This is a genomic window from Pseudomonas sp. NyZ201 (genome assembly GCF_049860765.1).
Taxonomy (GTDB): Bacteria; Pseudomonadota; Gammaproteobacteria; order Pseudomonadales; family Pseudomonadaceae; genus Aquipseudomonas; species Aquipseudomonas bharatica.
On the sequence record NZ_CP187557.1, the window covers coordinates 548,076 to 572,392 of the forward strand.

The 24,317-nt window shown below is 64.6% G+C and carries 22 protein-coding genes; 11 read left to right on the plus strand and 11 right to left on the minus strand.

Translation table 11 applies throughout. The features are described 5' to 3' along the window. Positions 1 to 27 precede the first annotated feature (27 nt). From bioB to ACPFMA_RS02420, 9 genes are all read left to right on the plus strand, one after another. Positions 28 to 1,086 carry a biotin synthase BioB gene (bioB, locus tag ACPFMA_RS02380; protein ID WP_425929620.1) on the plus strand — a complete coding sequence of 353 codons (1,059 nt, stop codon included), beginning with the start codon at positions 28 to 30 and terminating at the stop codon, positions 1,084 to 1,086. Between the two features lie 7 nt (positions 1,087 to 1,093). Beyond that, positions 1,094 to 2,266 carry an 8-amino-7-oxononanoate synthase gene (gene bioF / locus ACPFMA_RS02385; RefSeq protein ID WP_425929621.1) on the plus strand — a complete coding sequence of 391 codons (1,173 nt, stop codon included), beginning with the start codon at positions 1,094 to 1,096 and terminating at the stop codon, positions 2,264 to 2,266. Continuing rightward, complete coding sequence (locus ACPFMA_RS02390) at positions 2,259 to 2,990, plus strand: alpha/beta fold hydrolase (protein WP_420058633.1); 732 nt, start codon at positions 2,259 to 2,261, stop codon at positions 2,988 to 2,990. Before bioF ends, ACPFMA_RS02390 begins: the two co-directional genes overlap by 8 nt. After that, positions 2,983 to 3,807, plus strand: a complete 825-nt coding sequence (gene bioC / locus ACPFMA_RS02395) for a malonyl-ACP O-methyltransferase BioC (protein WP_425929622.1) — start codon at positions 2,983 to 2,985, stop codon at positions 3,805 to 3,807. The genes ACPFMA_RS02390 and bioC overlap by 8 nt, the downstream gene beginning before the upstream one ends. A 1-nt stretch (position 3,808) precedes the next feature. Continuing rightward, positions 3,809 to 4,489 (plus strand): dethiobiotin synthase, encoded by a 681-nt coding sequence (gene bioD, locus ACPFMA_RS02400; protein ID WP_425929623.1) that lies wholly within the window; start codon positions 3,809 to 3,811, stop codon positions 4,487 to 4,489. Between the two features lie 219 nt (positions 4,490 to 4,708). Next, positions 4,709 to 5,005 (plus strand): pyrroloquinoline quinone biosynthesis protein PqqE, encoded by a 297-nt coding sequence (locus tag ACPFMA_RS02405; RefSeq protein WP_425929624.1) that lies wholly within the window; start codon positions 4,709 to 4,711, stop codon positions 5,003 to 5,005. A 262-nt stretch (positions 5,006 to 5,267) separates the two neighbouring features. Beyond that, on the plus strand, positions 5,268 to 7,073 hold the full coding sequence (locus ACPFMA_RS02410; protein WP_064303008.1) for a phenylacyl-CoA dehydrogenase: 1,806 nt from the start codon (positions 5,268 to 5,270) through the stop codon (positions 7,071 to 7,073). Between the two features lie 313 nt (positions 7,074 to 7,386). After that, positions 7,387 to 8,670, plus strand: a complete 1,284-nt coding sequence (locus ACPFMA_RS02415) for a GGDEF domain-containing protein (protein ID WP_064303007.1) — start codon at positions 7,387 to 7,389, stop codon at positions 8,668 to 8,670. A gap of 123 nt (positions 8,671 to 8,793) precedes the next feature. Then, complete coding sequence (locus ACPFMA_RS02420; protein ID WP_009404199.1) at positions 8,794 to 10,572, plus strand: acyl-CoA dehydrogenase C-terminal domain-containing protein; 1,779 nt, start codon at positions 8,794 to 8,796, stop codon at positions 10,570 to 10,572. Between the two features lie 240 nt (positions 10,573 to 10,812). Here ACPFMA_RS02420 and ACPFMA_RS02425 read toward each other — a convergent pair whose 3' ends face one another. Then, positions 10,813 to 11,733, minus strand: coding sequence for a LysR family transcriptional regulator (locus ACPFMA_RS02425; RefSeq protein ID WP_064303005.1), 921 nt, complete (start codon positions 11,731 to 11,733; stop codon positions 10,813 to 10,815). 228 nt (positions 11,734 to 11,961) lie between these two features. On the opposite strand from ACPFMA_RS02425, the gene ACPFMA_RS02430 reads away from it, so the two are divergent. Then, positions 11,962 to 13,224 (plus strand): aspartate aminotransferase family protein, encoded by a 1,263-nt coding sequence (locus tag ACPFMA_RS02430; protein ID WP_064303004.1) that lies wholly within the window; start codon positions 11,962 to 11,964, stop codon positions 13,222 to 13,224. A 147-nt stretch (positions 13,225 to 13,371) separates the two neighbouring features. Beyond that, positions 13,372 to 13,530 (plus strand): YqaE/Pmp3 family membrane protein, encoded by a 159-nt coding sequence (locus tag ACPFMA_RS02435; protein ID WP_009404205.1) that lies wholly within the window; start codon positions 13,372 to 13,374, stop codon positions 13,528 to 13,530. A 93-nt stretch (positions 13,531 to 13,623) separates the two neighbouring features. On the opposite strand, the gene ACPFMA_RS02440 is transcribed toward ACPFMA_RS02435, so the two are convergent. The 10 genes from ACPFMA_RS02440 to ACPFMA_RS02485 form a co-directional block, all read right to left on the minus strand. Next, on the minus strand, positions 13,624 to 15,429 hold the full coding sequence (locus tag ACPFMA_RS02440; protein WP_425929625.1) for a prolyl oligopeptidase family serine peptidase: 1,806 nt from the start codon (positions 15,427 to 15,429) through the stop codon (positions 13,624 to 13,626). Further along, positions 15,395 to 16,546, minus strand: coding sequence for a pyrroloquinoline quinone biosynthesis protein PqqE (pqqE, locus tag ACPFMA_RS02445; RefSeq protein WP_425929626.1), 1,152 nt, complete (start codon positions 16,544 to 16,546; stop codon positions 15,395 to 15,397). The genes ACPFMA_RS02440 and pqqE overlap by 35 nt, the downstream gene beginning before the upstream one ends. Beyond that, positions 16,518 to 16,793: a pyrroloquinoline quinone biosynthesis peptide chaperone PqqD gene (gene pqqD / locus ACPFMA_RS02450; RefSeq protein ID WP_009404210.1), complete on the minus strand. Its 276-nt coding sequence runs from the start codon at positions 16,791 to 16,793 to the stop codon at positions 16,518 to 16,520. The genes pqqE and pqqD overlap by 29 nt, the downstream gene beginning before the upstream one ends. Next, positions 16,790 to 17,539 carry a pyrroloquinoline-quinone synthase PqqC gene (gene pqqC / locus ACPFMA_RS02455; protein WP_009404211.1) on the minus strand — a complete coding sequence of 250 codons (750 nt, stop codon included), beginning with the start codon at positions 17,537 to 17,539 and terminating at the stop codon, positions 16,790 to 16,792. Before pqqC ends, pqqD begins: the two co-directional genes overlap by 4 nt. 11 nt (positions 17,540 to 17,550) lie before the next feature. After that, a complete protein-coding gene (gene pqqB, locus ACPFMA_RS02460) occupies positions 17,551 to 18,462 on the minus strand; it encodes a pyrroloquinoline quinone biosynthesis protein PqqB (protein WP_425929627.1) in 912 nt (303 codons plus the stop codon). 68 nt (positions 18,463 to 18,530) lie between these two features. After that, the gene (gene pqqA, locus ACPFMA_RS02465) at positions 18,531 to 18,602 is read right to left on the minus strand and encodes a pyrroloquinoline quinone precursor peptide PqqA (protein WP_003243383.1); all 72 of its coding nucleotides are present in this window, start codon (positions 18,600 to 18,602) and stop codon (positions 18,531 to 18,533) included. Positions 18,603 to 18,744: 142 nt separating this feature from the next. Next, positions 18,745 to 20,895: a pyrroloquinoline quinone biosynthesis protein PqqF gene (gene pqqF / locus ACPFMA_RS02470; protein ID WP_425929628.1), complete on the minus strand. Its 2,151-nt coding sequence runs from the start codon at positions 20,893 to 20,895 to the stop codon at positions 18,745 to 18,747. A gap of 41 nt (positions 20,896 to 20,936) precedes the next feature. Next, positions 20,937 to 21,734: a carbon-nitrogen hydrolase family protein gene (locus ACPFMA_RS02475; RefSeq protein WP_425929629.1), complete on the minus strand. Its 798-nt coding sequence runs from the start codon at positions 21,732 to 21,734 to the stop codon at positions 20,937 to 20,939. A gap of 13 nt (positions 21,735 to 21,747) precedes the next feature. Then, entirely contained in the window at positions 21,748 to 23,430 is a 1,683-nt protein-coding gene (locus tag ACPFMA_RS02480; RefSeq protein WP_425929630.1) for a flavin monoamine oxidase family protein, read from the minus strand. 236 nt (positions 23,431 to 23,666) lie between these two features. Further along, positions 23,667 to 24,128, minus strand: coding sequence for an Lrp/AsnC family transcriptional regulator (locus ACPFMA_RS02485; RefSeq protein ID WP_064302998.1), 462 nt, complete (start codon positions 24,126 to 24,128; stop codon positions 23,667 to 23,669). Positions 24,129 to 24,317: the final 189 nt, after the last annotated feature.

Genomic DNA, 24,317 nt, shown 5'->3' on the forward strand with positions numbered 1-24,317 from the left:
AGTACAAGCCTAAACAAGGAAACACCCATGAGCGCCAGCACAACTGCAACGCTTCGTCACGACTGGTCCCTGGCCGAAGTCAAAGCCCTGTTCCAGCAGCCGTTCAACGACCTGCTGTTCCAGGCGCAGTCGGTGCATCGGGCGCATTTCGACCCCAATCGCGTCCAGGTTTCCACCCTGCTATCGATCAAGACTGGTGCCTGCCCGGAAGATTGCAAATATTGTCCGCAGTCCGGTCACTACAACACCGGCCTGGACAAGCAGAAACTGATGGAAGTGCAGAAGGTGCTGGAGGAAGCCGCCCGGGCCAAGGCCATCGGTTCCACCCGTTTCTGCATGGGCGCGGCGTGGAAACACCCGTCGGCCAAGGACATGCCCTACGTGCTGGAGATGGTCAAAGGGGTCAAGGCCATGGGCCTGGAAACCTGCATGACCCTCGGCCGCCTTGACCAGGAGCAGACCCAGGCCCTGGCCGACGCCGGTCTCGACTACTACAACCACAACCTCGATACCTCGCCGGAGTTCTACGGCAGCATCATCACCACCCGCACCTACGCCGAGCGCCTGCAAACCCTGGCCTATGTGCGCGACGCCGGGATGAAGATCTGTTCCGGCGGCATCCTCGGCATGGGCGAGTCGCTGGATGACCGCGCCGGCCTGCTGATCCAGCTGGCCAACCTGCCGGAGCATCCCGAGTCGGTACCGATCAACATGCTGGTCAAGGTCGCCGGCACGCCGCTGGAAAACGCCGAGGAGGTCGATCCGTTTGATTTCATCCGCATGCTTGCGGTGGCGCGGATCCTCATGCCGCAGTCCCATGTGCGGCTGTCTGCCGGGCGTGAGCAGATGAACGAGCAGATGCAGGCGCTGGCCTTCATGGCCGGCGCCAACTCGATCTTCTATGGCGAGAAGCTGCTGACCACCGCCAACCCCCAGGCCGACAAGGACATGCGCTTGTTCGCCCGCCTCGGTATCCAGCCCGAAGCCCGCGAGGAGCATGCCGACGAGGTGCACCAGGCGGCCATCGAGCAGGCGCTGGTCGAGCAGAAGAGCAGCGAACTGTTCTACGACGCCGCATCGGCCTGAGGCCTGCATGAGCTTCGATCTTCGCGCGCGCCTTGAACAACGGCGCGCCGCTGACCTGTACCGTCAGCGCCCGTTGCTACAGAGTCCGCAGGGTCCGCAGGTGGTGGTGGACGGGCAGTCGCTGCTGGCCTTCTGCAGCAACGACTACCTGGGCCTGGCCAATCACCCCGAGGTGATCGCTGCCTGGCGTGCCGGCGCCGAACGCTGGGGCGTGGGCGGTGGCGCCTCGCACCTGGTGGTCGGCCACAGTACGCCGCATCACCAGCTGGAAGAAGCCCTGGCCGAGTTCACCGGACGCCCGCGAGCGCTGTTGTTCACCACCGGCTACATGGCCAACCTCGGCGCGGTCACCGCGCTGGTGGGGCAGGGCGACACCGTGCTGCAGGACCGTCTCAACCATGCGTCCCTGCTGGACGCCGGCCTGCTCAGCGGCGCACGTTTCAACCGCTACCTGCACAACGATGCCGACAGCCTCGACAAGCGCCTGGACAAGGCCGAAGGCAATACCCTGGTGGTGACCGACGGTGTCTTCAGCATGGACGGCGATATCGCCGACCTGCCCGAACTGGTGAACCGTGCCCAGGCCAAGGGGGCCTGGCTGATGGTCGATGACGCTCATGGCTTCGGTACCCTGGGGCGCAAGGGCGGCGGTGTGGCCGAGCATTTCGGCTTGAGCCTGGACGAACTGCCGGTGCTGGTCGGCACCCTGGGCAAGGCCTTCGGCACCGCAGGCGCCTTTGTCGCCGGCAGCGAGGATCTGATCGAAAGCCTGGTGCAGTTCGCCCGTCCTTATATCTACACCACCAGCCAGCCTCCGGCGCTGGCCTGCGCCACCCTGAAAAGCCTGGCCCTGCTGCGCGACGAACACTGGCGCCGCGAGCACCTGGCCGCGCTGATCGCCCAGTTCCGCGGTGGCGCCGAGGCAATCGGGCTGGAGCTGATGGACAGCTTCACGCCGATCCAGCCGATCATGATCGGCGATGCCGGGCGCGCCTTGCACCTGTCGCGGATGTTGCGCGAGCGCGGGCTGCTGGTCACCGCCATCCGTCCACCCACCGTGCCCGCCGGCAGCGCCCGCTTGCGTGTAACGCTAACGGCTGCGCACAGCGCCGCGCAGGTCCAGCTATTGTTGAATGCATTGGCCGAGTGCTATCCGCTGTTGGAGCCTGTCGATGCGTAACCATCTGATTCTTCTGCCGGGCTGGGGCCTGGGCAGCGCCGCGCTGGAACCGCTGGCGGCAAGCTTGAGGGCACAGGATGCCGGACTCCGGGTCGAACTGGCGGCCCTGCCCAGCCTGGTCAGCGACGACCCGCAAGCCTGGCTCGACGAGCTGGACCGAAGGCTGCCCAAGGACACCTGGCTGGGTGGCTGGTCGCTGGGCGGCATGCTCGCTGCCGAGCTGGCGGCGCGGCGTGGCGATCACTGTTGCGGGCTGCTGACCTTCGCCAGCAACCTCAGCTTCGTCGCCCGCGCCGACTGGCCGGACGGCATGCCGCCGGACACCTTCGAGACCTTCGTGGACGGCTGTCGCAGCCATACGGCGGTGACGCTCAAGCGCTTCAAGTCGCTGTGCAGCGAGGGAGCCCAGGAGCCGCGCAGCGTGCTGCGGCAACTGGGCATCGGCGTGCCCGATACCGACCCGGTGCTGCTGGTCAAGGGCCTGGAGGTGCTCGGGCGCCTGGACACCCGTGCGGCATTGCAGGCCTATACCGGGCCGCAACTGCATTTGTTCGCCGGTTCCGACGAGCTGGTGCCGGCCCAGGCTGCCCGGGCCCTTAGCGAGTGGCTGCCGGATGTCGAGGTGGGCCTGGTCGAGGGGGCCTCCCACGCTTTCATCCTCGAGTATCCGCAAGAGCTGGCAGCCAATATCAAGACCTTCCTGCATGAGAGTGGCGATGACTGATCTATCCCGACCGGCCCTGCCCGGCGCCTTGCCCGACAAGCGCCAGGTTGCCGCGTCCTTTTCCCGTGCCGCCGCCAGTTATGACAGCGTTGCCGAGCTGCAACGGGCGGTAGGCAGCCAGTTGCTGGAGCGTGTGCCGCAGGAACTGGTGCCGCGTTGCTGGATCGATCTCGGCAGCGGTACCGGCTACTTCAGCCGGGCGTTGCAGGGGCGTTATGCCGAGGGAGTCGGTGTGGCGGTGGATATCGCCGAAGGCATGCTGCGCCATGCCCGCGATGCAGGGGGCGCGGCGTATCACGTCGCTGGCGATGCCGAGCGCCTGCCGCTGCGCCCGGCCTGTGCCGACCTGGTGTTTTCCAGCCTTGCGGTGCAATGGTGCGCGGATTTTCGCGCCGTGCTGGGCGAGGCGCGCCGGGTGCTGCAACCTGGCGGCGTACTGGCGTTTTCCAGCCTGTGCGTCGGTACCTTGCAGGAGCTGCGGTCGAGCTGGGAGGCGGTGGACGGCCTGGTGCATGTCAATCGTTTCCGCCGCTTCGAGGATTACCAGCGCCTGTGCGGCGCAAGCGGGCTGGAGGTGCTCGACCTGCGCGCACAACCCCATGTGCTGCACTACCCTGATGTGCGCAGCCTGACCCATGAACTCAAGGCCCTGGGTGCGCACAACCTCAATCCCGGGCGTCCCGCCGGGCTGACCGGGCGGGCGCGGATGCAAGGCTTGTTGCAGGCTTACGAGCAGTTTCGCCAGGCGCAGGGCCTGCCGGCGACCTACCAGGTGGTCTATGGCGTCTTGCGCAAGCCGCTGACGGAAGGGGAGTGAGATGAGCGCGGCCTATTTCATCGCCGGAACCGACACCGACGTCGGCAAGACCACCGTCGCCGCCGGGCTGTTGCATGCGGCGCAACTGGCCGGGCTCAGCACTCTGGGCGCCAAGCCGGTGGCCTCGGGCTGCGAGGTCACGCCCAAGGGGCTGCGCAACAGCGACGCCCTCGCGTTGATGGCGCAGAGCAGCGTCAAGCTGCCTTATGAGCGGATCAATCCCTTCGCTTTCGAACCGGCCATTGCCCCGCATCTGGCAGCGCGGGAGGCCGGCGTCGACCTGAGTGTGGCGGGCCTGCTCGGCCCCATGCGCGAGGTGTTGGCCGCGGGCGCGGATTTCACCCTGATCGAAGGTGCCGGTGGCTGGCGCGTGCCGTTGTCCCATCATGCCAATCTGTCGGACCTGGCGATCGCCCTGAAACTGCCGGTGATCCTCGTAGTGGGCGTGCGGCTCGGCTGCATCAGCCATGCGTTGCTCAGCGCCGAGGCAATCGCCCGGGATGGCCTGCAATTGGCGGGGTGGGTCGCGAACATCGTCGATCCGCGGACCTCGCGACTGGAAGAGAACCTGGCCAGCCTGGCCGAGCGTCTGCCGGCACCGTGCCTTGGGCGGGTGCCGAAGTTGAAGATCGCCTCGGCGGAAGCGGTGGCGGAGCATTTGCAGATCGATCTTCTGGACTGACACGGACCCTGTGGGAGCGGGTTCACCCGCGATGACGATGGTAGGTTCACTAACGTAATCGCGGGTGAACCCGCTCCCACAGGGTCCGCGCATCCAGCAGGTCTGCTAGTTCCTCTCTATTGCAGCAGCCAACCCCATTAGTGTTTTTCAACGGCATTCCTTGCCTATCTCTGCTTCAATAGGCCACTGTATTGCCATCCCCTTTTCTGGAGTTTTGAAATGGAAATCTCGGGCAGTTCTGCATTCTATGCCGGCCTGGGCGCCATTCAGGCCGGACAGCAGCGCGTCGACCAGGCCGCCAGCCAGATCGCCAATAACACCGTGGAGCGGGCCGCCACCAGTCAATCCAGCGATTTCCAGGCCGAGCGCCTGCGCGCCGTGGATCGCAGCCAGCAGATGGACATGGCCACCACCAGCGTCGAGCAGGCCTTGGGCAAGCATCAGGTCGAACTCGGTGTCAAAGTGGCCAAAGCATCGGACGAAATGCTCGGCACCTTGATCGATACCTACGCCTGAGGCGCGACGCCTCAGGCTTCATCTTTCTTCCCTACTCTTTATGCATCAGCGCCTTGGCTTTCCTGCCAGGCGTTCGGCTACCTGCTGCAAAGACTTTTCCTACGTTCGTAGTTCGTCTGGACGATGGCAGAAGTGTCATTGGCCGGGTGTTGACAAGGCATGGGCGTAAACGTATGTTTCAAACAATCGTTTGACCCCAAGGCCGAACTGCTCGGCGTGGTCTTTCAACCCAACTAGGATTCATCAGCAGAGGTTCATCGCTATGCCTGACTACAAAGCCCCCTTGCGTGATATTCGTTTCGTCCGTGATGAACTGCTCGGCTATGAAGCGCACTATCAGAGCCTGCCGGGTTGCCAGGACGCCACGCCGGACATGGTCGACGCCATCCTCGAAGAGGGCGCCAAGTTCTGTGAGCAGGTGCTGGCACCGCTGAACCGCGTGGGTGACCTGGAAGGCTGCACCTGGAGCGAATCCGGCGTTAAGACCCCGACCGGCTTCAAGGAAGCCTACAAGCAGTTCGTCGAAGGCGGCTGGCCGAGCCTGGCCCACGACGTCGAGCACGGCGGCCAGGGCCTGCCGGAGTCGCTGGGCCTGGCCATCAGCGAGATGGTCGGCGAGTCCAACTGGTCCTGGGGCATGTACCCGGGCCTGTCCCATGGCGCGATGAACACGCTTTCCGCCCACGGTACCGCCGAACAGCAGCACACCTACCTGAGCAAGCTGGTGACCGGCGAATGGACCGGCACCATGTGCCTGACCGAGCCGCATTGCGGTACCGACCTGGGCATGCTGCGTACCAAGGCCGAGCCCCAGGCCGACGGTTCCTACAAGGTTACCGGCACCAAGATCTTCATCTCCGCCGGTGAGCACGACATGGCCGACAACATCGTCCATATCGTCCTGGCCCGCCTGCCCGATGCACCAGCTGGCACCAAGGGCATTTCCCTGTTCATCGTGCCCAAGTTCCTGCCGAACGCCGAAGGTGGCGTGGGCGAGCGCAACACCGTTACCTGCGGTTCCATCGAGCACAAGATGGGTATCCACGGCAACGCTACCTGCGTGATGAACTTCGACGCGGCTACCGGCTTCCTGATCGGCCCGGCCAACAAGGGCCTGAACTGCATGTTCACCTTCATGAACACCGCTCGCCTGGGTACCGCGCTGCAAGGCCTGGCCCACGCCGAGGTGGCGTTCCAGGGTGGCCTGAAATATGCCCGCGACCGCCTGCAGATGCGCTCGCTGACCGGCCCGAAAGCGCCGGACAAGGCGGCCGACCCGATCATCGTGCACCCGGACGTGCGGCGCATGCTGCTGACCATGAAAGCCTTCGCCGAGGGTAACCGGGCGATGGTCTACTTCACCGCCAAGCAGGTGGACATCGTCAAGTACAGCCAGGACGAAGAAGAGAAGAAAAAGGCCGACGCGCTGCTGGCCTTCATGACCCCGATCGCCAAGGCGTTCATGACCGAGGTCGGCTTCGAAGCGGCCAACCACGGTGTGCAGATCTATGGCGGCCACGGCTTCATCGCCGAGTGGGGCATGGAGCAGAACGTACGCGACAGCCGTATCTCCATGCTGTACGAAGGCACCACCGGCATCCAGGCCCTTGACCTGCTGGGCCGCAAGGTACTGATGACCCAGGGCGAAGCGCTGAAGGGCTTCACCAAGATCGTGCACAAGTTCTGCCAGGCCCAGGAAGGCAACGAAGCCGTCAAGGAGTTCGTCGAGCCGCTGGCCGCGCTGAACAAGGAATGGGGCGAACTGACCATGAAGGTCGGCATGGCCGCCATGAAGGACCGCGAGGAAGTGGGTGCCGCCTCGGTGGACTACCTGATGTATTCCGGTTATGCCTGCCTGGCTTACTTCTGGGCCGACATCGCCCGCCTGGCGGCCGAGAAACTGGCTGCCGGCACCAGCGAGGAAGCCTTCTACACCGCCAAGCTGCAGACCGCGCGCTTCTACTTCCAGCGCATCCTGCCGCGTACCCGCACCCACGTGGCGACCATGCTGTCGGGCGCGAACAACCTGATGGCGATGGACGAGGAGCACTTCGGCCTGGCGTACTGAGTCATCCGCTTCAACGAAAAACGCCTGCCCTCACCGGCAGGCGTTTTTTTTCGCCCTCGAAAAGCTGGACGCGGACCCTGTGGGAGCGGGTTCACCCGCGATTGCGATAGTGAATCCAACATTGCAATCGCGGGTGAACCCGCTCCCACAGGGTCCGCGTACCGCTTTCGGAATTGATCCAGCAAATGAGCTTCAAGCTCCAGCCCTTTGGTGCCGTTAAATAAATTGGCGCCAAAATTTCATCTATTCATGTGCATTATCGATACAGTAAAGGCACAATGACATTATCGATCTGCTGGATCGGAGAGTTCCCTTGTTTCGTTTGTCTGCTGTACGCCTGAGTCACTTCCTCCCCGGGGCCTTCCTCCTGCTGTCCGGGCTCGCCGCTGCCTACGTGCGCGATCTGTCGGTGTTCTTCACCTCGCTGTTCAACGTCCTGCCCACCCTGGTGCTGCTGCTCGGCGGTGCCTACTGCGCGGTGTATCGCCGGCAGCGCGAGCTGTTCCTGATGATCACCGTGTACATCGCCTACTACCTGCTGGATACCCAGACCGACTTCTACCGCGACCACGGCCGCGTGCGCGAGGACGCGGCCGTGGTGTTCCACCTGGTGTGCCTGCTGCTGCCGATGCTGTTCGCCCTGTTCGGCGCCTGGCAAGAGCGTACCCATCTGTTCCAGGACATGGTGGCGCGCTTCGCCGTGCTGCTGGCGGTGGGCAGCGTGGCGCTGGGCCTGGAGCAGAGTTACCCGCAGGCACTGCTGAACTGGCTGGCGGAAATCCGCTGGCCGGCGCTGCATGGGCAGTGGATGAGCTTGATCCAGATGTCCTACCCGGTGTTCTTCCTTGCCTTCGTGGTGCTCGTGGTGCAGTACCTGCGCGAGCCACGGCCCTTGCACGCGGCGCAGATCATCGGCCTGGTCGGGATCTTCTGGATGCTGCCGCAAACCTTCATCCTGCCGTTCACCCTGAACATCATGTGCAGTCAGGTGATGCTGATGATCGCTGCGTCGGTGTCCCACGAGGCCTACCAGATGGCCTTCCGCGACGAGCTGACCGGCCTGCCGGGGCGACGCGCGCTGAACGAGCGCATGCAGCGCCTGGGGCGCAACTACGTGCTGGCGATGACCGACGTCGACCACTTCAAGAAATTCAACGACACCCATGGCCACGATGTCGGCGACCAGGTGCTGCGCCTGGTAGCGAGCAAACTGTCCAAGGTCACCGGCGGCGGTCGCGCCTATCGCTACGGTGGCGAGGAGTTCTGCCTGGTTTTCGCCGGCAAGACCCTGGAAGAGTGCATCCCGCACCTGGAAGCCGTGCGCGAGATGATCGCCAACTACGCTATCCAGCTGCGCAACCAGGAGAGCCGCCCGCAGGATGACCAGCAGGGCCGCCAGCGCCGCGGCACGGCGGGCAGCGGCAGTGTGTCGGTGACGGTCAGCGTCGGCGTGTGCGAGCGCCATCCCGAGCACCGCACTCCTGAAGAAGTGCTCAAGGCCGCCGACCAGGCGCTCTACGCAGCCAAGGGCGCAGGGCGTAACTGCGTGATGGCCCATGGGCAAAGAGAGAAGCGGGGAGCCTTGCGCGTGGCGTGACCGAAACTGACTTATCGGTCTTTAGATGACCCTATGTGTCGCAAAAGTTGTTCGGTTACACTCCAAGACCTTAGTACCGGTCCCTTGCGGGATTGCCCACGACTCAAGGTGTGAGAGGTTGCCATGGCTGACTACAAAGCGCCGCTGCGCGATATGCGCTTCGTTCTCAACGAAGTTTTCGAAGTCTCGAAACTGTGGGCAGCCCTGCCCGGACTGGCTGACGCGGTGGACGAAGACACCGCCCTGGCCGTGCTGGAGGAAGCCGGCAAGGTTACCGCCAAGACCATCGCTCCGCTGAGCCGCGCCGCCGACGAGGAAGGCTGCCACTGGGATAACGGTGCGGTGCGCACGCCGGCCGGCTTCATCGACGCCTATCGCACCTACGCCGAAGGTGGCTGGGTCGGTGTCGGTGGCGATCCGGTGTACGGCGGCATGGGAATGCCCAAGGTGATCTCGGCCCAGGTCGAGGAAATGGTCAACTCGTCGAGCCTGGCCTTCGGCCTGTACCCGATGCTGACCGCCGGCGCCTGCCTGTCGATCAATGCCCACGCCAGCGAAGAGCTGAAGGAAAAATACCTGCCGAACATGTACGCCGGGGTCTGGGCCGGTTCCATGTGCCTGACCGAGCCTCACGCCGGCACCGACCTGGGCATCATCCGCACCCGCGCCGAGCCGCAGGCGGACGGCAGCTACAAGGTCAGTGGGACCAAGATCTTCATTACCGGCGGCGAGCACGACCTCACCGAGAACATCATCCATCTGGTGCTGGCCAAGCTGCCGGACGCGCCGGCGGGGCCGAAGGGCATCTCGCTGTTCCTGGTGCCCAAGTTCCTGGTCAACGCCGACGGCAGCCTGGGCGAGCGCAACCCGGCCAATTGCGGTTCGATCGAGCACAAGATGGGTATCCAGGCGTCGGCCACCTGCGTGATGAACTTCGACGCCGCCGTCGGCTATCTCGTCGGCGAGCCGAACAAGGGCCTGGCGGCCATGTTCACCATGATGAACTACGAGCGCCTGGGTGTCGGTATCCAGGGCCTTGCCTCGGCGGAGCGCTCCTACCAGAACGCCATCGAATACGCCCGTGACCGCCTGCAAAGCCGTGCCCCGACCGGGCCACAGGCCAAGGACAAGGTCGCCGATCCGATCATCGTCCACCCCGACGTGCGCCGCATGCTGCTGACCATGAAGGCGCTGAACGAAGGTGGCCGTGCCTTCTCCACCTACGTTGCCATGCAATTGGACACCGCCAAGTACAGCGAGGACGCCAGCACCCGCAAGCGCGCTGAAGACCTGGTGGCGCTGCTGACCCCGGTGGCCAAGGCCTTCCTCACCGACCTCGGGCTGGAGAGTGCCGTGCATGGCCAGCAGATCTTCGGTGGCCACGGCTATATCCGCGAGTGGGGCCAGGAACAGCTGGTACGTGATGTGCGCATCACCCAGATCTACGAAGGCACCAACGGTATCCAGGCCCTGGACCTGATGGGGCGCAAGATCGTCGGCAGCGGCGGTGCGTTCTACAAGTTGTTCGCCGACGAGATCCGCCATTTCACCGCTACCGCCGGCAGTGACCTTGGCGAGTTCGTCAAACCGCTGAATGCTGCGCTGGATGACCTGGATGCCCTGACCGCCTGGGTACTGGACCGGGCCAAGGGCAATCCGAACGAGATCGGCGCGGCGTCGGTCGAGTACCTGCACGCCTTCGGCTATGTCGCCTACGCCTACATGTGGGCGCTGATGGCGCGCACGGCGCTGGCGAAGCAGGGCGAAGAGGACTTCTACGCCAGCAAGCTGGGCACCGCACGCTTCTACTTCGCCCGCCTGTTGCCGCGCTTGCAGTCGCTGTGCGCCTCGGTCAAGGCTGGCAGCGAGTCGCTGTACCTGCTGGAGGCCGAGCAGTTCTGAGGTGAAAGCGTCATGTAAGCATTTGCTTACATGACGTGGTGACGTTTGGCGTCTTCTCTAGGATTGGATCCGAAGTTAATCTTCTTTCCATGGACGAAGCGCAGGACGCGCAAAGTACATCACAAGGACGGAACGAAGGAAGCCTGCCCGGGACGGTGGGACGAAAGGGAAGTCAAAGGGAAACAGTCTGAGAAAACCTCGCTTCGGCGGGGTTTTCTTTTGCCTGCGTTTTTTCTCCGGCTAGCCAAGCACGTCCAGCGCTGAAACGCCCATCTGCCGCGGATCGATCTCTTCTTCCAGCAACGTGCGCAGCAGTTCCACCGAGGCCTGCTGGCGTTGCGCATCGCGAAACACCAGGCCGACCTTGAGCGGCACCCGTGGCTCGCTCAATGGCTTCCAAAGCAGTTCGTGATCCTCCGAGGCCTCCCGCGCACGCCCCGGCAGCACCGTGGCCAGCGAGGTATGGTGCAGGCTGTCGAGAATCCCGCCCATGTTGTTCATTTCCGCCTGTACCTGTGGACGCCGCCCGAGGTTGGCCAGCTGGCCTTGCCAGATCTGCCGCACCTGGAATTCCTCGCCGAGAAGGATCATCGGCAGTTCCGCCGCCTGCTTCAGCGAGACCTTCTTGAATTCGCGCAGCGGGTGGGTGGCGGGAATCACTACCTGCAACTCGTCCTCGTACAACAGCAATCCGTGCAGCCCCGGCTGGCGAGGCGGCAGGTAGCTGATGCCGATATCCAGGCTGCCGTTGAGCAAGCGTCGTTCGATTTCCTGGCCTGACAATTCGTAGATCTGCACCACAAGGTGCGGCTGCGCCTTGCGCACCCGGTCGAGCAGTTGCGGAACCATGCTCGGCCGCACCGTTTGCAGTACGCCGATGGCCAGGGTGCGCAGGGCCTGGCCCTGGAAATTGCGCAGGGCGTCGCGGGCCCGTTGCATGCCGTCGAGCAAGGGCAGGGCATGGTTGTACAGGGTGTGCGCGGCAAGGGTCGGCAGCAGGCGCTTGTTGCCCCGTTCGAACAGGCTGACATCGAGGCTGTGTTCGAGCTGGCGGATCTGCTGCGACAGCGCCGGCTGGGACAGCGACAGGCGTTCGGCGGCGCGGCCGACATGGCCTTCTTCATACACCGCGACGAAATATCGCAGTTGGCGGAAATCCATAAGCTTTACTTATCGAAAATGCTCGAAAAACGAAATGGCCCGAAGGCCGTCGGAAGCCTACTCTACGCCCGTATTCACGAGGTTTACAGGCCCAGAGGGCGCAATGAGCAGCGTACAGGTGGATGGCGTTTACATAGGCAAGGCTAAACCTCGGTGGGAGCATGCTGGCTTGAGGAAACGGGTGGATCGTCCGGCCCTGTCGTCACGCTGGCTGGAAGGGCTGCGCGCATGAACCTGTTCAATCTGCGTCGCCAGCTGGCTCCCGTGGTCGATGTCGCGCCGCTGCCGGGTGAACCCGTCGATCCGTTGTCGCGGGAATGCCTGATGCCGAGCAAGCAACTGGCCGAGCAGGTTTTCGTTCGTGGCCAGGGTTCCTGGCTATGGGATAGCGAAGGCCGGGCATTTCTCGACTTTACCCAGGGCAATGCGGTCAACAGCCTCGGGCATAGCCCCAAGGTGCTCGTGCAGGCCCTGAGCGGCCAGGCGCAGGCGCTGATCAACTCCGGGGCCGGCTTTCATAACCGCGAGCATCTGAAGCTGGTCAACCTACTCTGCCAGAGCACCGGCAGCGACCAGGCCCATCTGCTCAACAGCGGTGCGGAAGCCTGCGAGGGCGCGATCAAGCTGGCGCGCAAATGGGGCCAGCTGCATCGTAATGGCGCCTACCACATCATCAGCGCCAGCCAGGGCAGCCATGGCCGTAGCCTCGGCACCCTGGCCGCCTCGGACCCGCTGCCGTGCAACCGCTGCGAGCCAGGCCTGCCGGGTTTCAGCAAGGTGCCGTTCAACGACCTGGCGGCGCTGCACGCGGCAGTGGACTCGCGCACCGTGGCGATCATGCTCGAGCCGATCCAGGGCGAAGCCGGAGTGATCCCGGCGACCCGGCATTACCTCAAGGGGGTCGAGCGCCTGTGTCGCGAACTGGGGATCCTGCTGATCCTCGATGAGGTGCAGACCGGCATGGGCCGCTGCGGTGCCCTGCTGGCCGAGCAAACCTATGGCGTGCGCGCCGATATCCTCACCCTGGGCAAGGGCCTGGGCGGCGGTGTGCCACTGGCTGCGCTGCTGGCCCGCGGCACGGCGTGTTGCGCAGAAGCCGGCGAACTGGAAGGCAGCCATCACGGCAATGCATTGATGAGTGCTGCGGGGCTGGCCGTGCTGGAAACCGTGCTTGAGCACGGCTTCCTCGACCAGGTGGGCGCTGCCGGCCGTCACCTGCGTGATGGCCTCAGCCGTCTGGCCGGGCGCTACGGCCTGGGCGAGGTGCGTGGGCAGGGTTTGCTCTGGGGGCTGGAGCTGCATGAGCCGTTGGCGGCACAAGTGGTCAAGGCGGCACGCCAGGAAGGTCTGCTGCTCAATGCGCCGCAAGCCAGTGTGTTGCGCTTCTCGCCGGCGCTGACCGTCAGCCACGGCAATATCGACGAGATGCTCCTGCGCCTGGCCCGGGCCTTCGCCCGGGTGCATACCGCGCAGCTCGGCAGCCGCTCGTAAACGAATTCAAAGAACCGTCTCGCGTTCCTGCGCGTCGCCCCGGGCCTGTTGTTTTTGGTCCGGGGCGTTTTTTGTGCGCGGGAAACAAGCGGAACCGTCCGGGCTGGGCCAGAGTCAGTATGAGGACACTACTTTGGGAGCTTTGCCATGGACCTGATTCGTATCATCTTCGCCATTCTCCTGCCTCCGCTGGGTGTGTTCCTGCAGGTCGGCTTCGCCGGTGCGTTCTGGCTGAATATCCTGCTGACCCTGCTGGGCTACATCCCGGGGATCGTGCATGCGGTGTATATCATCGCCAAGCGATAGAAGGCATACACAATACCCTGTGGGAGCGGGTTTACCCGCGATTACGTCGGTGATTTCACTACCGCAATCGCGGGTGAACCCGGTCCCACAGGGTCAGCTTTCGAGAATCCTGCTGTAGAACTTCCATTCCTCCTCCAGCGCATGCGCCAGGTTCGCCGCCGTTCTGAAGCCATGCCTTTCGGTCGGGTAGAAATGGCCCTCGGCCTCGATGCCGTTGTCCTTCAACGCCTTCAGCATCGCGCGTGTCTGCTCCGGCACCACCACCGCATCCAGTTCGCCCTGGAAGAAGATCACCGGCACGCGGATATTGCCCGCATGCAATAGCGGCGTGCGTTCGCGGTAGCGCTCGATATCCCGCTCGGGATCGCCGATCAGCCAGTCCAGGTAATCGCCTTCGAACTTGTGCGTGGCCCTGGCCAGTGCCAGCGGGTCGCTCACGCCGTACAGGCTGGCACCGCCGCGGAACACATCCTCGAAGGCCAAGGCGCAGAGCGTGGTATAGCCGCCGGCACTGCCGCCACGAATGAACGCCTGGTACGGATCGATCAGCCCTTCACCAGCCAGGTACAGCACCGCCGCGCAGGCATCCTCGACATCCACCTTGCCCCAGCGCAGGTGCAGCGCCTGGCGATAGGCCCGGCCATAGCCGCTGCTGCCGCGATAGTTGAGGTCGGCCACGGCAAAGCCACGCTGGGTCCAGTACTGGATACGCGGGTCGAGCACCGGATAACAGGCCGAAGTCGGCCCGCCATGGACGAACACCACCAGCGGCGCAGGCTTGCTGCCGTTCATCGCCGGATAGAAGAAACCATGGGCCTCGCCGTCGCCGCTGGGATAGCTGAAACCGCGCGGCTTGCTGATGCGCTCGGCCGGCAGGGGCTGCACGCCGCCGGCCAGTACCTGCACCGAGTGATCGCGGCGGTCGATGGCGATCACTGCCGCCGAATGCAGCGGCGAGGCGGCGACGGCGTAGATGAAGTGGTCGTCCAGGTCCAGGCAGCGCAAGCGGCTGTATTCGCTTTCGATCGTGGTCAGTTCGCCGTCGCGCTTGCGCAGGCCGAGGCGGGAGAAACCCTGCTCGAACCAGGTGGCGAGATAACCATCGTCCAGCGCCAGCCAGGTGCTGGCGCCCAGTTGCCATGGCGCCGCGGCGTGGTCGGCATCGCAGCTCGGCAACGCCTGCCAGCCTTGCGCGGTCTCGCCCCACGGCTGCCAGAAACCATTGAGATCGGACAGGCAATACAGCCGCCCTTCGCGGTCGAAACGCGGCTGCTGCAGGGATTGCGCCGGGCCCTGGTCACCCGCGACGCAGCGGACTTCGCCGTTAGCTTCGCGGATATACAGGCGGGTCGCGGTCCAGGGTTGGTCCGGTCGGCTCCATTCGATCCAGGCCAGGCGCTGGCCGTCGTCGCTCAGGGTTGGCGAGGCATAGAAGTCGGCGCCCTCGGCGAGGATCTCGCGTCGGCCTTGGCTGATCGCGACCAGACGGTGCTCCTTGCCGCTTTCCTCGACGGCCAGCACTCGCCCGCCGGCCCAGACCAGGTCGCCGTAACGTCGCTCGCCCTGGGTCAAGGCCAGCGGTTGACCGCCGTCCAGTACCTGGCGATACAGCTGCTGGTCCGCCTCGTTGACGAAGAACACCTCGTTCTCGCCCAGGCAGAACGAACGTCCGCCGTACTCATACACCCGGCTGCGTACGCTGAACCCGTCCGGGGTCAGGCAGCGGGCCTGGCCGTTGCGCCATTGCCAGATACGGCAGGCACCGTCACGAGGACGGAACTCGTTCCAGAATAGGCCATCGCGGCCAGCCTTCAGTTCGGCGAAATCGGTGCCGGCGGCGACGGCCTGGTCGGCGCTGAAGCGCTCAGCCGCGGGCGATAAGTCGTGAGGTGCGCTCATTGCGGAAAGTCATCTCCTCGATGGTCAGGGTGGCGGTCTCGGCCTCCTCCCTGGCGGCGAGGATGATGCCGTGGTCCGCCGACTTGGAGCATACCGGATCGGCCTTGCTGGCATCGCCGGTGAGCATGAACGCCTGGCAGCGGCAGCCGCCGAAATCCCGCTCCTTTTCGTCGCAGGAGCGGCAGGGTTCGGGCATCCAGTCGTAACCCCGGTAGCGGTTGAAGCCGAAGGAGTCGTACCAGATGTGCTGCATGCTGTGCTCGCGCACGTTGGGGAACTGCACCGGCAGTTGCCGCGCGCCATGGCAGGGCAGGGCGGTGCCGTCCGGGGTGACCGTGAGGAACACGCTGCCCCAGCCGTTCATGCAGGCCTTGGGCCGTTCTTCATAGTAGTCCGGGGTAACGAAAATGAGCTTGCACGGGTTGCCTTCGGCCTTGAGCCGTTCGCGGTACTCGTTGGTAATGCGCTCGGCACGCTCCAGCTGGGCCTTGGTGGGTAGCAAGCCGAGCCGGTTCAGGTGGGCCCAGCCGTAGAACTGGCAGGTGGCGAGTTCGACGAAGTCGGCTTCCAGGGCGATGCACAGCTCGATGATGCGGTCGATGCGATCGATGTTGTGCCGGTGGGTGACGAAGTTGAGCACCATCGGATAACCGTGGGCCTTCACCGCCCTGGCCATTTCCAGCTTCTGCGCGAAAGCCTTCTTCGAGCCGGCGAGCAGGTTGTTCACTTGCTCGTCGCTGGCCTGGAAGCTGATCTGGATATGATCCAGGCCGGCTTTCTTGAACGTGGCGATCTTCTCTTCGCTGAGGCCGATGCCGGAGGTGATCAGGTTGGTGTAGTAACCCAGGCGCCGGCCTTCGCCGATCAGCTCGGCGAGGTCCTGGCGCACCAGCGGCTCGCCACCGGAAAAGCCCAGCTGGGCGGCGCCCATTTCCCGCGCCTCGGCCATCACCTTGAACCACTGCTCGGTGCTCAGCTCCTTGCCCTGTTCGGCGAAGTCCAGCGGGTTGGAGCAATACGGGCACTGCAGCGGGCAACGGTAGGTCAGTTCGGCCAGCAGCCACAGCGGCAGGCCGACCCCGGGCTTTTCACTCAAGGTTGATCCAGTGTTCGGCACGGGCCACCTCCATGAATTGCTCGATGTCTTCGGGAAGCTCGGGCACCCCCGGGAATTTCTCGTCGAGCAAGGCGATGATCGCTGCCACGTCGCGCTCGCCGTCGATCAGCTCGCCGATCAGCGCGGCGCTCTCGTTGAGCTTGATCATGCCCTCGGGGTACAGCAGGACGTGGGCCTTCTGCGCCGGTTCGTACTGGAAACGGTAGCCGGGACGCCAGCGCGGGGTCAGGTGACGGTCGAAGCTCATAGCGCGATCCCCTTGTGCCAGACCCGCTCGCTGGTGACGCTGTGGTAAGGCGGGCGGTCGAGTTCGTAGGCCATGCTCATGGCGTCGAGCATGCTCCACAGGATGTCCAGCTTGAACTGGAGTATTTCCAGCATACGCTGCTGCCCCTCCACCGTCGTGTAGTGCTGCAGGGTGATGCTCAGGCCGTGCTCGACATCGCGTCGCGCCTGGCTCAGGCGGGTGCGGAAGTAGCTGTAGCCGGCCGGGTCGATCCACGGGTAATGCTGCGGCCAGGTGTCCAGGCGCGATTGGTGGATCTGCGGGGCGAACAACTCGGTCAGCGAGCTGCTCGCCGCCTCCTGCCAACTGGCGCGGCGGGCGAAGTTGACGTAGGCATCGACGGCGAAGCGTACGCCGGGGAGTACCAATTCCTGGCTGCGCAACTGGTCCGGATCCAGGCCGACGGCCTGGCCGAGACGCAGCCAGGCCTCGATGCCACCGTCCTCGCCGGGAGCACCGTCGTGGTCGAGCAGGCGCTGGATCCACTCGCGGCGAACTTCCCGGTCCGGGCAGTTGGCGAGGATCGCCGCGTCCTTCAGCGGGATGTTCACCTGATAGTAGAAACGGTTGGCGACCCAGCCCTGGATCTGCTCGCGGGTCGCACGGCCCTCGTACATCGCCACGTGATACGGGTGGTGGATGTGGTAGTAGGCGCCCTTGGCGCGCAGCGCCTGTTCGAATTCGGCGGGGGACATCGGTTGGCTCATGGCGGCGGCTCCTAGAGGGTGATGCTCATGCCGTCGAAGGCGACTTCCACGCCACGGCGGTGCAGCTCGGCGCGCTCGGCCGAGTCCTCGTCGAGAATCGGGTTGGTGTTGTTGATGTGGATAAGCACCTTGCGCTGTTCAGGGAAGGCTTCGAGCACTTCGAGCATGCCGCCGGGGCCGTTCTGCGGCAGGTGGCCCATCTCCGTGCCGGTGCGGGTGCCGACGCCGCGGCGCTGCATTTCGTCGTTATCCCACAGGGTGCCGTCCACCAGCAGCACGTCGGCGTCGTGCATGCGTTGCAACAGGCCGGCATCGACCTTGCCCAGGCCCGGGGCATAGAAGAGTTTGCCGCCGGTGCGCAGGTCTTCGACCATCAGCCCGAGGTTGTCGCCGGGATGCGGGTCGAAGCGGTGCGGGGAATAGGGCGGTGCTGCGCTGCGCAGCGGGAACGGGCTGAAGCGCAGGTTGGGACAGGCTTCGATGGTGAAGCTGGCATCCAGCTCGATGCGGTTCCAGACCAGGCCGCCATTCCAGTGTTGGAGCATGTTGAACAGCGGGAAGCCGGTGGTCAGGTCCTGGTGGACCATCTCCGTGCACCAGACCTGGTGCGGGCAACCTTCGCGCAGGCTGAGCAGGCCGGTGGTGTGGTCGATCTGGCTATCGAGCAGGACGATCGCGTCGATGCCGGTATCGCGCAGGGCCCGGGCCGGTTGCATCGGCGCGAAGCCTTGCAGTTGGGCGCGGATATCCGGCGAGGCGTTGCACAGGATCCAGTGCTCGCCGTCATCGGACAGGGCGATGGACGATTGGGTGCGGGCCGTGGCGCGCAGGCTGCCATCGCGGTAACCCTTGCAGTTGGCGCAGTTGCAGTTCCACTGCGGGAATCCTCCGCCGGCGGCGGAACCTAGAATCTGGATGTACATGGCTTGCTCCCGCCGCGTCCGAAAATGAAAACGCCCCGGCTGGCCGAGGCGTCGTACCGCAAAAAGGCTTAGCGATTCGCGAAGTACATGGTCACTTCAAAGCCGATACGCAGGTCAGTGTATGCAGGTTTGGTCCACATGGGATTACTCCTTCCGGATAGGTCAGGTGAGGGACAGCTACTCATTTAGTCCATCCCCGGGAATGAAGGGTTCACATCGCCGGGATAGCGCAATCCTACTAGATTTTTTGTACTGGATGGTTAATCAAGGGTGAAAGGTCTTTTACCTGGACGGTAAGAATCCTGGCGCGGCGGGGCCGTTGGCGAGGATCAGCCAGTGCCTGCCGCTGGCAAGATCGGCCCGGGCGCGGTCGATATCGGGCTGCCGGAGCTGCCTGATCCGCGCGGCGAGCACCTGCGGATCAGCCTGGTCGCCGCCCGCCAGGTGCGCTTGCCAGAGCCATTCGGCCAGGTCTGCATTGGGCATGACCGCTGCGTGGAACTGCGCGGCGAGGTTGTCGCGCGAGGCCTCCGGCAGCAGGGCGGGACGGGCGAAGAAATCACCCAGGTGGCCAAGTATTTCAGCGTGGCTGGCGCCGGGCGATTGCACACCGAACATCAGGCCGCTGTAGCCATGAACCTGACGGAAGGTGCTGAACACTGCATAACCCAGTTGCAATTCGCTGCGCAGGCGCTGGTAGAACGGGCCTTGGATCAGGTGGGCGAGCAGGCGGCCTGCGGCTTCGTCGGCAACCGGGACGAACAGCAGCAGGGCCTGCTCGCCGCCGCTTTCGCCGCACTGCTGCCATTGACTGGGCAGGAGGCGTGGACGGGATGGTTTGTACGGCGTACCAGCGAGGCGACCGAGCAGGTGATTCAAGGCATTGCCTGCCGCTGCGTCGAAGCCTGTTGCCAGCGCAGTCCAACCGGGCTGGCCTGCGCCTGCCAGGACCTGTGGCAGCTGCTGCATCAATTGTCGGAGCGGGATCAGCGGCGGCTCGGCAGACGCACCGACGGCCGGCGGATTCGCGAGTGTCTGCAGTGCCTGCTCGACCACGCCAAGCACCATGGCCGGTGCGCCACAGCAGCGCAGTTGCCAGGTGTTGGCGCTGCGCGTCCAGTCGAGCTCAACCCCGATGTGCCTGGCACGCTCGCTCAAGGGCTTGAGCACATCGCGCAGGTGTTCGGCCTGCCAGCGAATGTACAACGCGGCGTATTCGCCGGAGGCCGGAAGCACCGAACTGTAGGCCAGGCCGGCCGGCACCGGCGTGCCTGGCATTTGCGCCACAACCGCCGACAGCAGTGGCTCCGGCTGCGGAAATTTCCATGGATGCCGGGATTCGCCGGGGTATTCCGGCACGATCGGCACTCCGTCGTCGCGTCTTGCCAGCTCCAGTGCACCGGGCGAGCGGCAGGCTTGCAGGCGTTGGTACTCCAGCAACAGGGCGCTGTGGTCGGCCTTGCCGAAGAAGGCCAGCCAGTCGCGGATCAGCCGTTCCACCTCTGTCCTGTCCGCTGTTGCCGAGAGCCGGGCCTTGAGGTGCAGCAGGGCCTGGCCGGCGAACCGGTACAGCACGGTAAAGGCGAAGTCTTGCAGCCAGCCGCGCTCGCGCAGTTCATGCCCCAGCCCGCCCGGACGGCTGTCAGTGATCCAGGTGGTGAGGTAATCGAAGGAGGCGTTGTCGGGCAGATCCTCGTGGGCGAGCAGCACATCCAGCTGGCCTTCGATCTGCCCGGGCTGCAGCGGCCCGTCGAGCAGTGGCGGTGCCGCACTCTGCCTGACCTTTTCGCCTGGTGCGAACAGTGCGCCGAACTGCCGCGCCAGCGCTTCCAGCGGTTGTGGCCCGCTCAAGGTCAGGATGATCTGCCCGGCCTGGTAGAACTGCCGATGGAATCCGGCCAGCGCTTGCTGAAACGCCGCCTCGTGGATCGGCAACGAGTCCCGGTTGCCGGCATGGAACCCGCTCAACGGATGCTGCGCCGAGACGCTGCGCAGCAATGCGTACTGTCGCTGCGCCTCGGCATTGGCCGACCAGGCGACCCACTCGGCATGGATCACTTCGCGTTCGGCTGCTTGTCGCTCCAGCGTCAGCAGCGGATGCGCGAGCATGTCGCAGAGCCGCTCCAGCGCGCCGGACATCGCCGTTGGCGGCACCTCGAAGAAGAACTCGGTGTGGCGCTCCCGGGTGCTCGCATTGAGCTGCCCGCCCTGGCTCTGGACGAAGCGCATCAGCCCGTCTTCCACCGGAAAGCGTGCCGTGCCGAGGAACAACAGATGTTCGAGGAAGTGCGCCAGGCCGGGATAGGCCGGCGGGGCATCATGACTGCCGGCTTCGACCCTCAGCAGCGCTGCGCAGCGCTTGAGGTGCGGGGCATGCCATAGCCTGACCCGCAGGCCGTTGCTCAGGACGAGGTGCTGGAGGGTGCTGGACATGACGGCTCCGAAACGCGCAAGCCGTCATGCTAGCGGATAAATCAGTTGCGTGGCGCGCTATGCAGTTCGGCACGCAGGTCCTGCAGATAGGGGCTGCTGGCACGGCCTTCATGCACCCGTTGCAGGTCGATATCCGCCGTGAGCAGGGCGCTGTCGCGCCCGGCCATGGCCAGGATGCTGCCGTCCGGGCCGACGATGCTGCTGTGGCCGCAGTACTGGATCTCGCCTTCGGCACCGCAGTAGTTGGCATAGACCAGGTAGCACTGGTTCTCGTGGGCGCGGCTGCGCACGGTAACCTGGCAGATGAAGTCGAACGGCTCCATGTTCGCCGTCGGCACCAGGATCAGCTCGGCGCCGTCACGGGCCAGGCGGCGGGCGTTCTCCGGGAATTCGATGTCGTAGCAGATCAGCATGCCGACCTTCCAGCCATTCAGTTCCACTACCGGGAAGTGATTGGGTCCGGGGCTGAACATGCTGCGGTCGAGTTCACCGAACAGGTGGGTCTTGCGGTAGTTGGCGAGGCGGCTGCCACCAGCGTCGATCAACTGCACGCTGTTGTAGATCCGCTGGTCCTCGCCGCGTTCCGGGTAGCCGTAGACGATGGCGATGGCGTTGCCCCGGGCAATCGCCGCGACACGGCGGGCCGAGGGACCCTCCGCCTTTTCCGCCAGCCGGGCCACCGCGTCGCTGCCGATGTTGTAGCCGCTGACGAACATTTCCGGGCACACCAGCAGTTCGGCGCCCTGGCTGGCGGCGAGCTGGGCCTGGTGCTCCAGGCGCTCCAGGTTGCCGGAAAGGTCCAGCGGCTGTGGCGAGCCCTGGTAGAGGGCGATACGCATGGGCAATCTCCTGTCAGTCGGGAAGGGCGATCGGGCCGATCTCGTTGAATACATCGCCCGGGCCGGGGTTGTCCGGGTGGGTGCGGCCACCGAAGTGGTTCATGATGCCCCAGACCGCGTTCAAGGAGGTCTGCACCGCGCCTTCGACCCAGGCCGGGGTCCAGGATACATCGTCGCCGGCAATGAAGATGCCGCGCTGTTCGACGGGCATGTCCTGCTGCATGAAGTGGGCGTACATGCGCTGGTTATAGCGGTAGTGGCCGGGAAGGGCGCCCTTGAAGGCGCCGAGGAAGTACGGGTCGGCTTCCCAGGACACGGTGATCGGGTCGCCGATGATATGCCCGGCGATATCCAGCTTCGGGTAGATCTTCTTCAGTGCGTCGAGAGCCAGCTTGACGCGCTTTTCCACCGGGTGCGGGAGCATCTTCAGGGCGTCGCTCATCCACGAGTACGACAGGCAGATCACCCCCGGTTTATCGTCGCCATTGTCGAACAGGTAGGTGCCGCGGGTCAGGCGGTCGGTGAGGGTCATGCTCATCAGGTCGCGACCGGTTTCCGGGTCCTTGTCCTTCCAGAACGGGCGATCGACCATCACGAAGGTCTTCGACGACTGCATGTAGCGGGTACGGTCCAGGGCCATCCACATTTTCTGCGAGAACAGCGATTCCTCGCATTCGATCTGGGTGGTCAGCAGCCAGCTCTGGCAGGTGGTCAGCACCGCAGCGTAATGGCGCGTGTCACCCCAGTTGTCGGTGACCGCCAGGCTGCCGTCCTGGTTGCGGGCGATGCGCTTGACCCCGGGGCGCGGGGCGCCTCGGTGCAGCGAGGCCAGGCTGGTGCCTTCAGGCCAATGGGCGCAGCGCTGCGGCACATGTTTCCAAATGCCCAGCGGTACCTGCTCGACGCCGCCGACGATCAGGTGCTGGTGGTCGTCGCAGTTGGTCATGACCACGCGGAAGATTTCCAGCATCGAGTTGGGGAAGTCCGAGTCCCAGCCGCCGGTGCCGAAGCCGACCTGGCCGAACACTTCGCGGTGCAGGAAACTGAGTTTGGCGAAGGCTTTCGAGGTGGCGACGAAGTCGTAGAAGGTGCGGTCGTCCCATAGCGGGACCAGGGTGTTCCACAGTTCCTTCAGGCGCGGTACGTCGCGGTCGCGGATGGCCTGCTGGATATCGCCGAAGCGCGCACCGTCCTCCAGGGCGTCGGCCCAGGCGTCGGCGACTTCCTGGAACAGGGCCGGCAAATCGGCGGCTTTTTCGGCGTACCAGGTCTTGCCTTCGAGGTCGATCACCGTGCTGCCGGAGGCCGGGGTCAGGGGGTTGGGGAACGGCCTGGTCTGCAGGCCGAGCTTGTCGACGTAGTGATAGAACGCCGTCGATGACACCGGGAAGCGCATGCCGCCCAGTTCGGCGACGATGCCCTCGGTGCCGGCAAAGGCTTGCGAGCGCAGGCGGCCGCCCATCTTCGAGGCCTCGTAGACGACGGGCTTGAGGCCGAGTTTCATCAATTCATACGCCGCCACCAGGCCCGCGATGCCGGCACCGACGATCGCCACCTCCTCGCCATGGCGCTCGGCCGGGATGCTGCCGAGGCCGGCAGGGTGCTCGATCCAGTCGTCGAAGGCGAAGGGAAAGTCGGGGCCGAAGATGGTAACGGGCTTCTTGCCATCGGCGGGGTGGCGGTTGTTCTTGTTCATGAGGAGACCTGCCAGGGGGCTGGGGAGCCTGAGTATAGGAAATGCCTGGTGGTCAATTTTAGGGAGGTGGGTGTTCGTAATTAAGATGCAGAGTGTTGTCGTTTTGTGATGTTTTGAGTCGATATGACGATGATCAATGACAAGATGACGGACCCTGTGGGAGCGGGTTCACCCGCGATGGCGGTGCTGGGCTCACTGACGCCATCGCGGGTGAACCCGCTCCCACAGGGTCCGCCTCAAAGTGGCTGCCCCCGATCGACCTTGCTGCTGAGGATGATGGAGGTCGTGGTCTTCTCCACCCCCTCCAGGCTGCCGATCTGGTCCAGCAGCTGATCCAGCTGCTCCGGCGAGTCACTTCTCAGCCACGCCACATAATCGAATTCTCCACTCACCGCGCACAGCTGCTGCACCTGGCCCATGGCACTCAGCCGCCGCACGATCTCGCGCCCGGCGCGGGGCTGTACGGTGATACCCACATAGGCCTGCAAGCCGCCATCGATGACGCGCTGCCCGAGGCGCACGCCATAGCCGCTGATGACCTTGCCCTTCTCCAGGCGCGCAATCCGCGAGGTCACCGTGGTCCGCGCGATGCCCAACTGGCGGGCGAGGGTGGCGACGCTTTCACGGGCGTTGATCTGCAGGGCGGCGATCAACTGGCGGTCGATTTCGTCGAGGGCGAGGGTGCGGCTATCGGACATGGATTTCTCAAGGGCAAGGCGCGGACCTGCCCAGTGTACTCAACCCGCCGCCTTGAAGCAGTGCTCAAGCCCCGGGAACTGCCCTGCCGGCACCCTTGCGCTGGCGGAGGGCGGGAATGTTCAGGCGGCCTTGGCCGATCTGCGTGCTCATTGACGAAACTCCTGTTGTTCAACCAGACCCGACGCAGG

Coding starts and splice junctions, on each gene's coding strand:
- pqqB (WP_425929627.1), bottom strand. CDS start 18,462: ATGTACATCCAGATTCTAGGTTCCGCCGCCGGCGGAGGATTCCCGCAG.
- pqqD (WP_009404210.1), bottom strand. CDS start 16,793: ATGAGCTTCGACCGTCACCTGACCCCGCGCTGGCGTCCCGGCTACCGT.
- pqqF (WP_425929628.1), bottom strand. CDS start 20,895: ATGTCCAGCACCCTCCAGCACCTCGTCCTGAGCAACGGCCTGCGGGTC.
- bioB (WP_425929620.1), top strand. CDS start 28: ATGAGCGCCAGCACAACTGCAACGCTTCGTCACGACTGGTCCCTGGCC.
- ACPFMA_RS02475 (WP_425929629.1), bottom strand. CDS start 21,734: ATGCGTATCGCCCTCTACCAGGGCTCGCCACAGCCGCTGGACCTTTCC.
- bioC (WP_425929622.1), top strand. CDS start 2,983: ATGACTGATCTATCCCGACCGGCCCTGCCCGGCGCCTTGCCCGACAAG.
- bioF (WP_425929621.1), top strand. CDS start 1,094: ATGAGCTTCGATCTTCGCGCGCGCCTTGAACAACGGCGCGCCGCTGAC.
- ACPFMA_RS02485 (WP_064302998.1), bottom strand. CDS start 24,128: ATGTCCGATAGCCGCACCCTCGCCCTCGACGAAATCGACCGCCAGTTG.
- ACPFMA_RS02425 (WP_064303005.1), bottom strand. CDS start 11,733: ATGGATTTCCGCCAACTGCGATATTTCGTCGCGGTGTATGAAGAAGGC.
- bioD (WP_425929623.1), top strand. CDS start 3,809: ATGAGCGCGGCCTATTTCATCGCCGGAACCGACACCGACGTCGGCAAG.
- ACPFMA_RS02405 (WP_425929624.1), top strand. CDS start 4,709: ATGGAAATCTCGGGCAGTTCTGCATTCTATGCCGGCCTGGGCGCCATT.
- ACPFMA_RS02410 (WP_064303008.1), top strand. CDS start 5,268: ATGCCTGACTACAAAGCCCCCTTGCGTGATATTCGTTTCGTCCGTGAT.
- ACPFMA_RS02480 (WP_425929630.1), bottom strand. CDS start 23,430: ATGAACAAGAACAACCGCCACCCCGCCGATGGCAAGAAGCCCGTTACC.
- ACPFMA_RS02435 (WP_009404205.1), top strand. CDS start 13,372: ATGGACCTGATTCGTATCATCTTCGCCATTCTCCTGCCTCCGCTGGGT.
- ACPFMA_RS02440 (WP_425929625.1), bottom strand. CDS start 15,429: ATGAGCGCACCTCACGACTTATCGCCCGCGGCTGAGCGCTTCAGCGCC.
- pqqC (WP_009404211.1), bottom strand. CDS start 17,539: ATGAGCCAACCGATGTCCCCCGCCGAATTCGAACAGGCGCTGCGCGCC.
- ACPFMA_RS02390 (WP_420058633.1), top strand. CDS start 2,259: ATGCGTAACCATCTGATTCTTCTGCCGGGCTGGGGCCTGGGCAGCGCC.
- ACPFMA_RS02430 (WP_064303004.1), top strand. CDS start 11,962: ATGAACCTGTTCAATCTGCGTCGCCAGCTGGCTCCCGTGGTCGATGTC.
- ACPFMA_RS02420 (WP_009404199.1), top strand. CDS start 8,794: ATGGCTGACTACAAAGCGCCGCTGCGCGATATGCGCTTCGTTCTCAAC.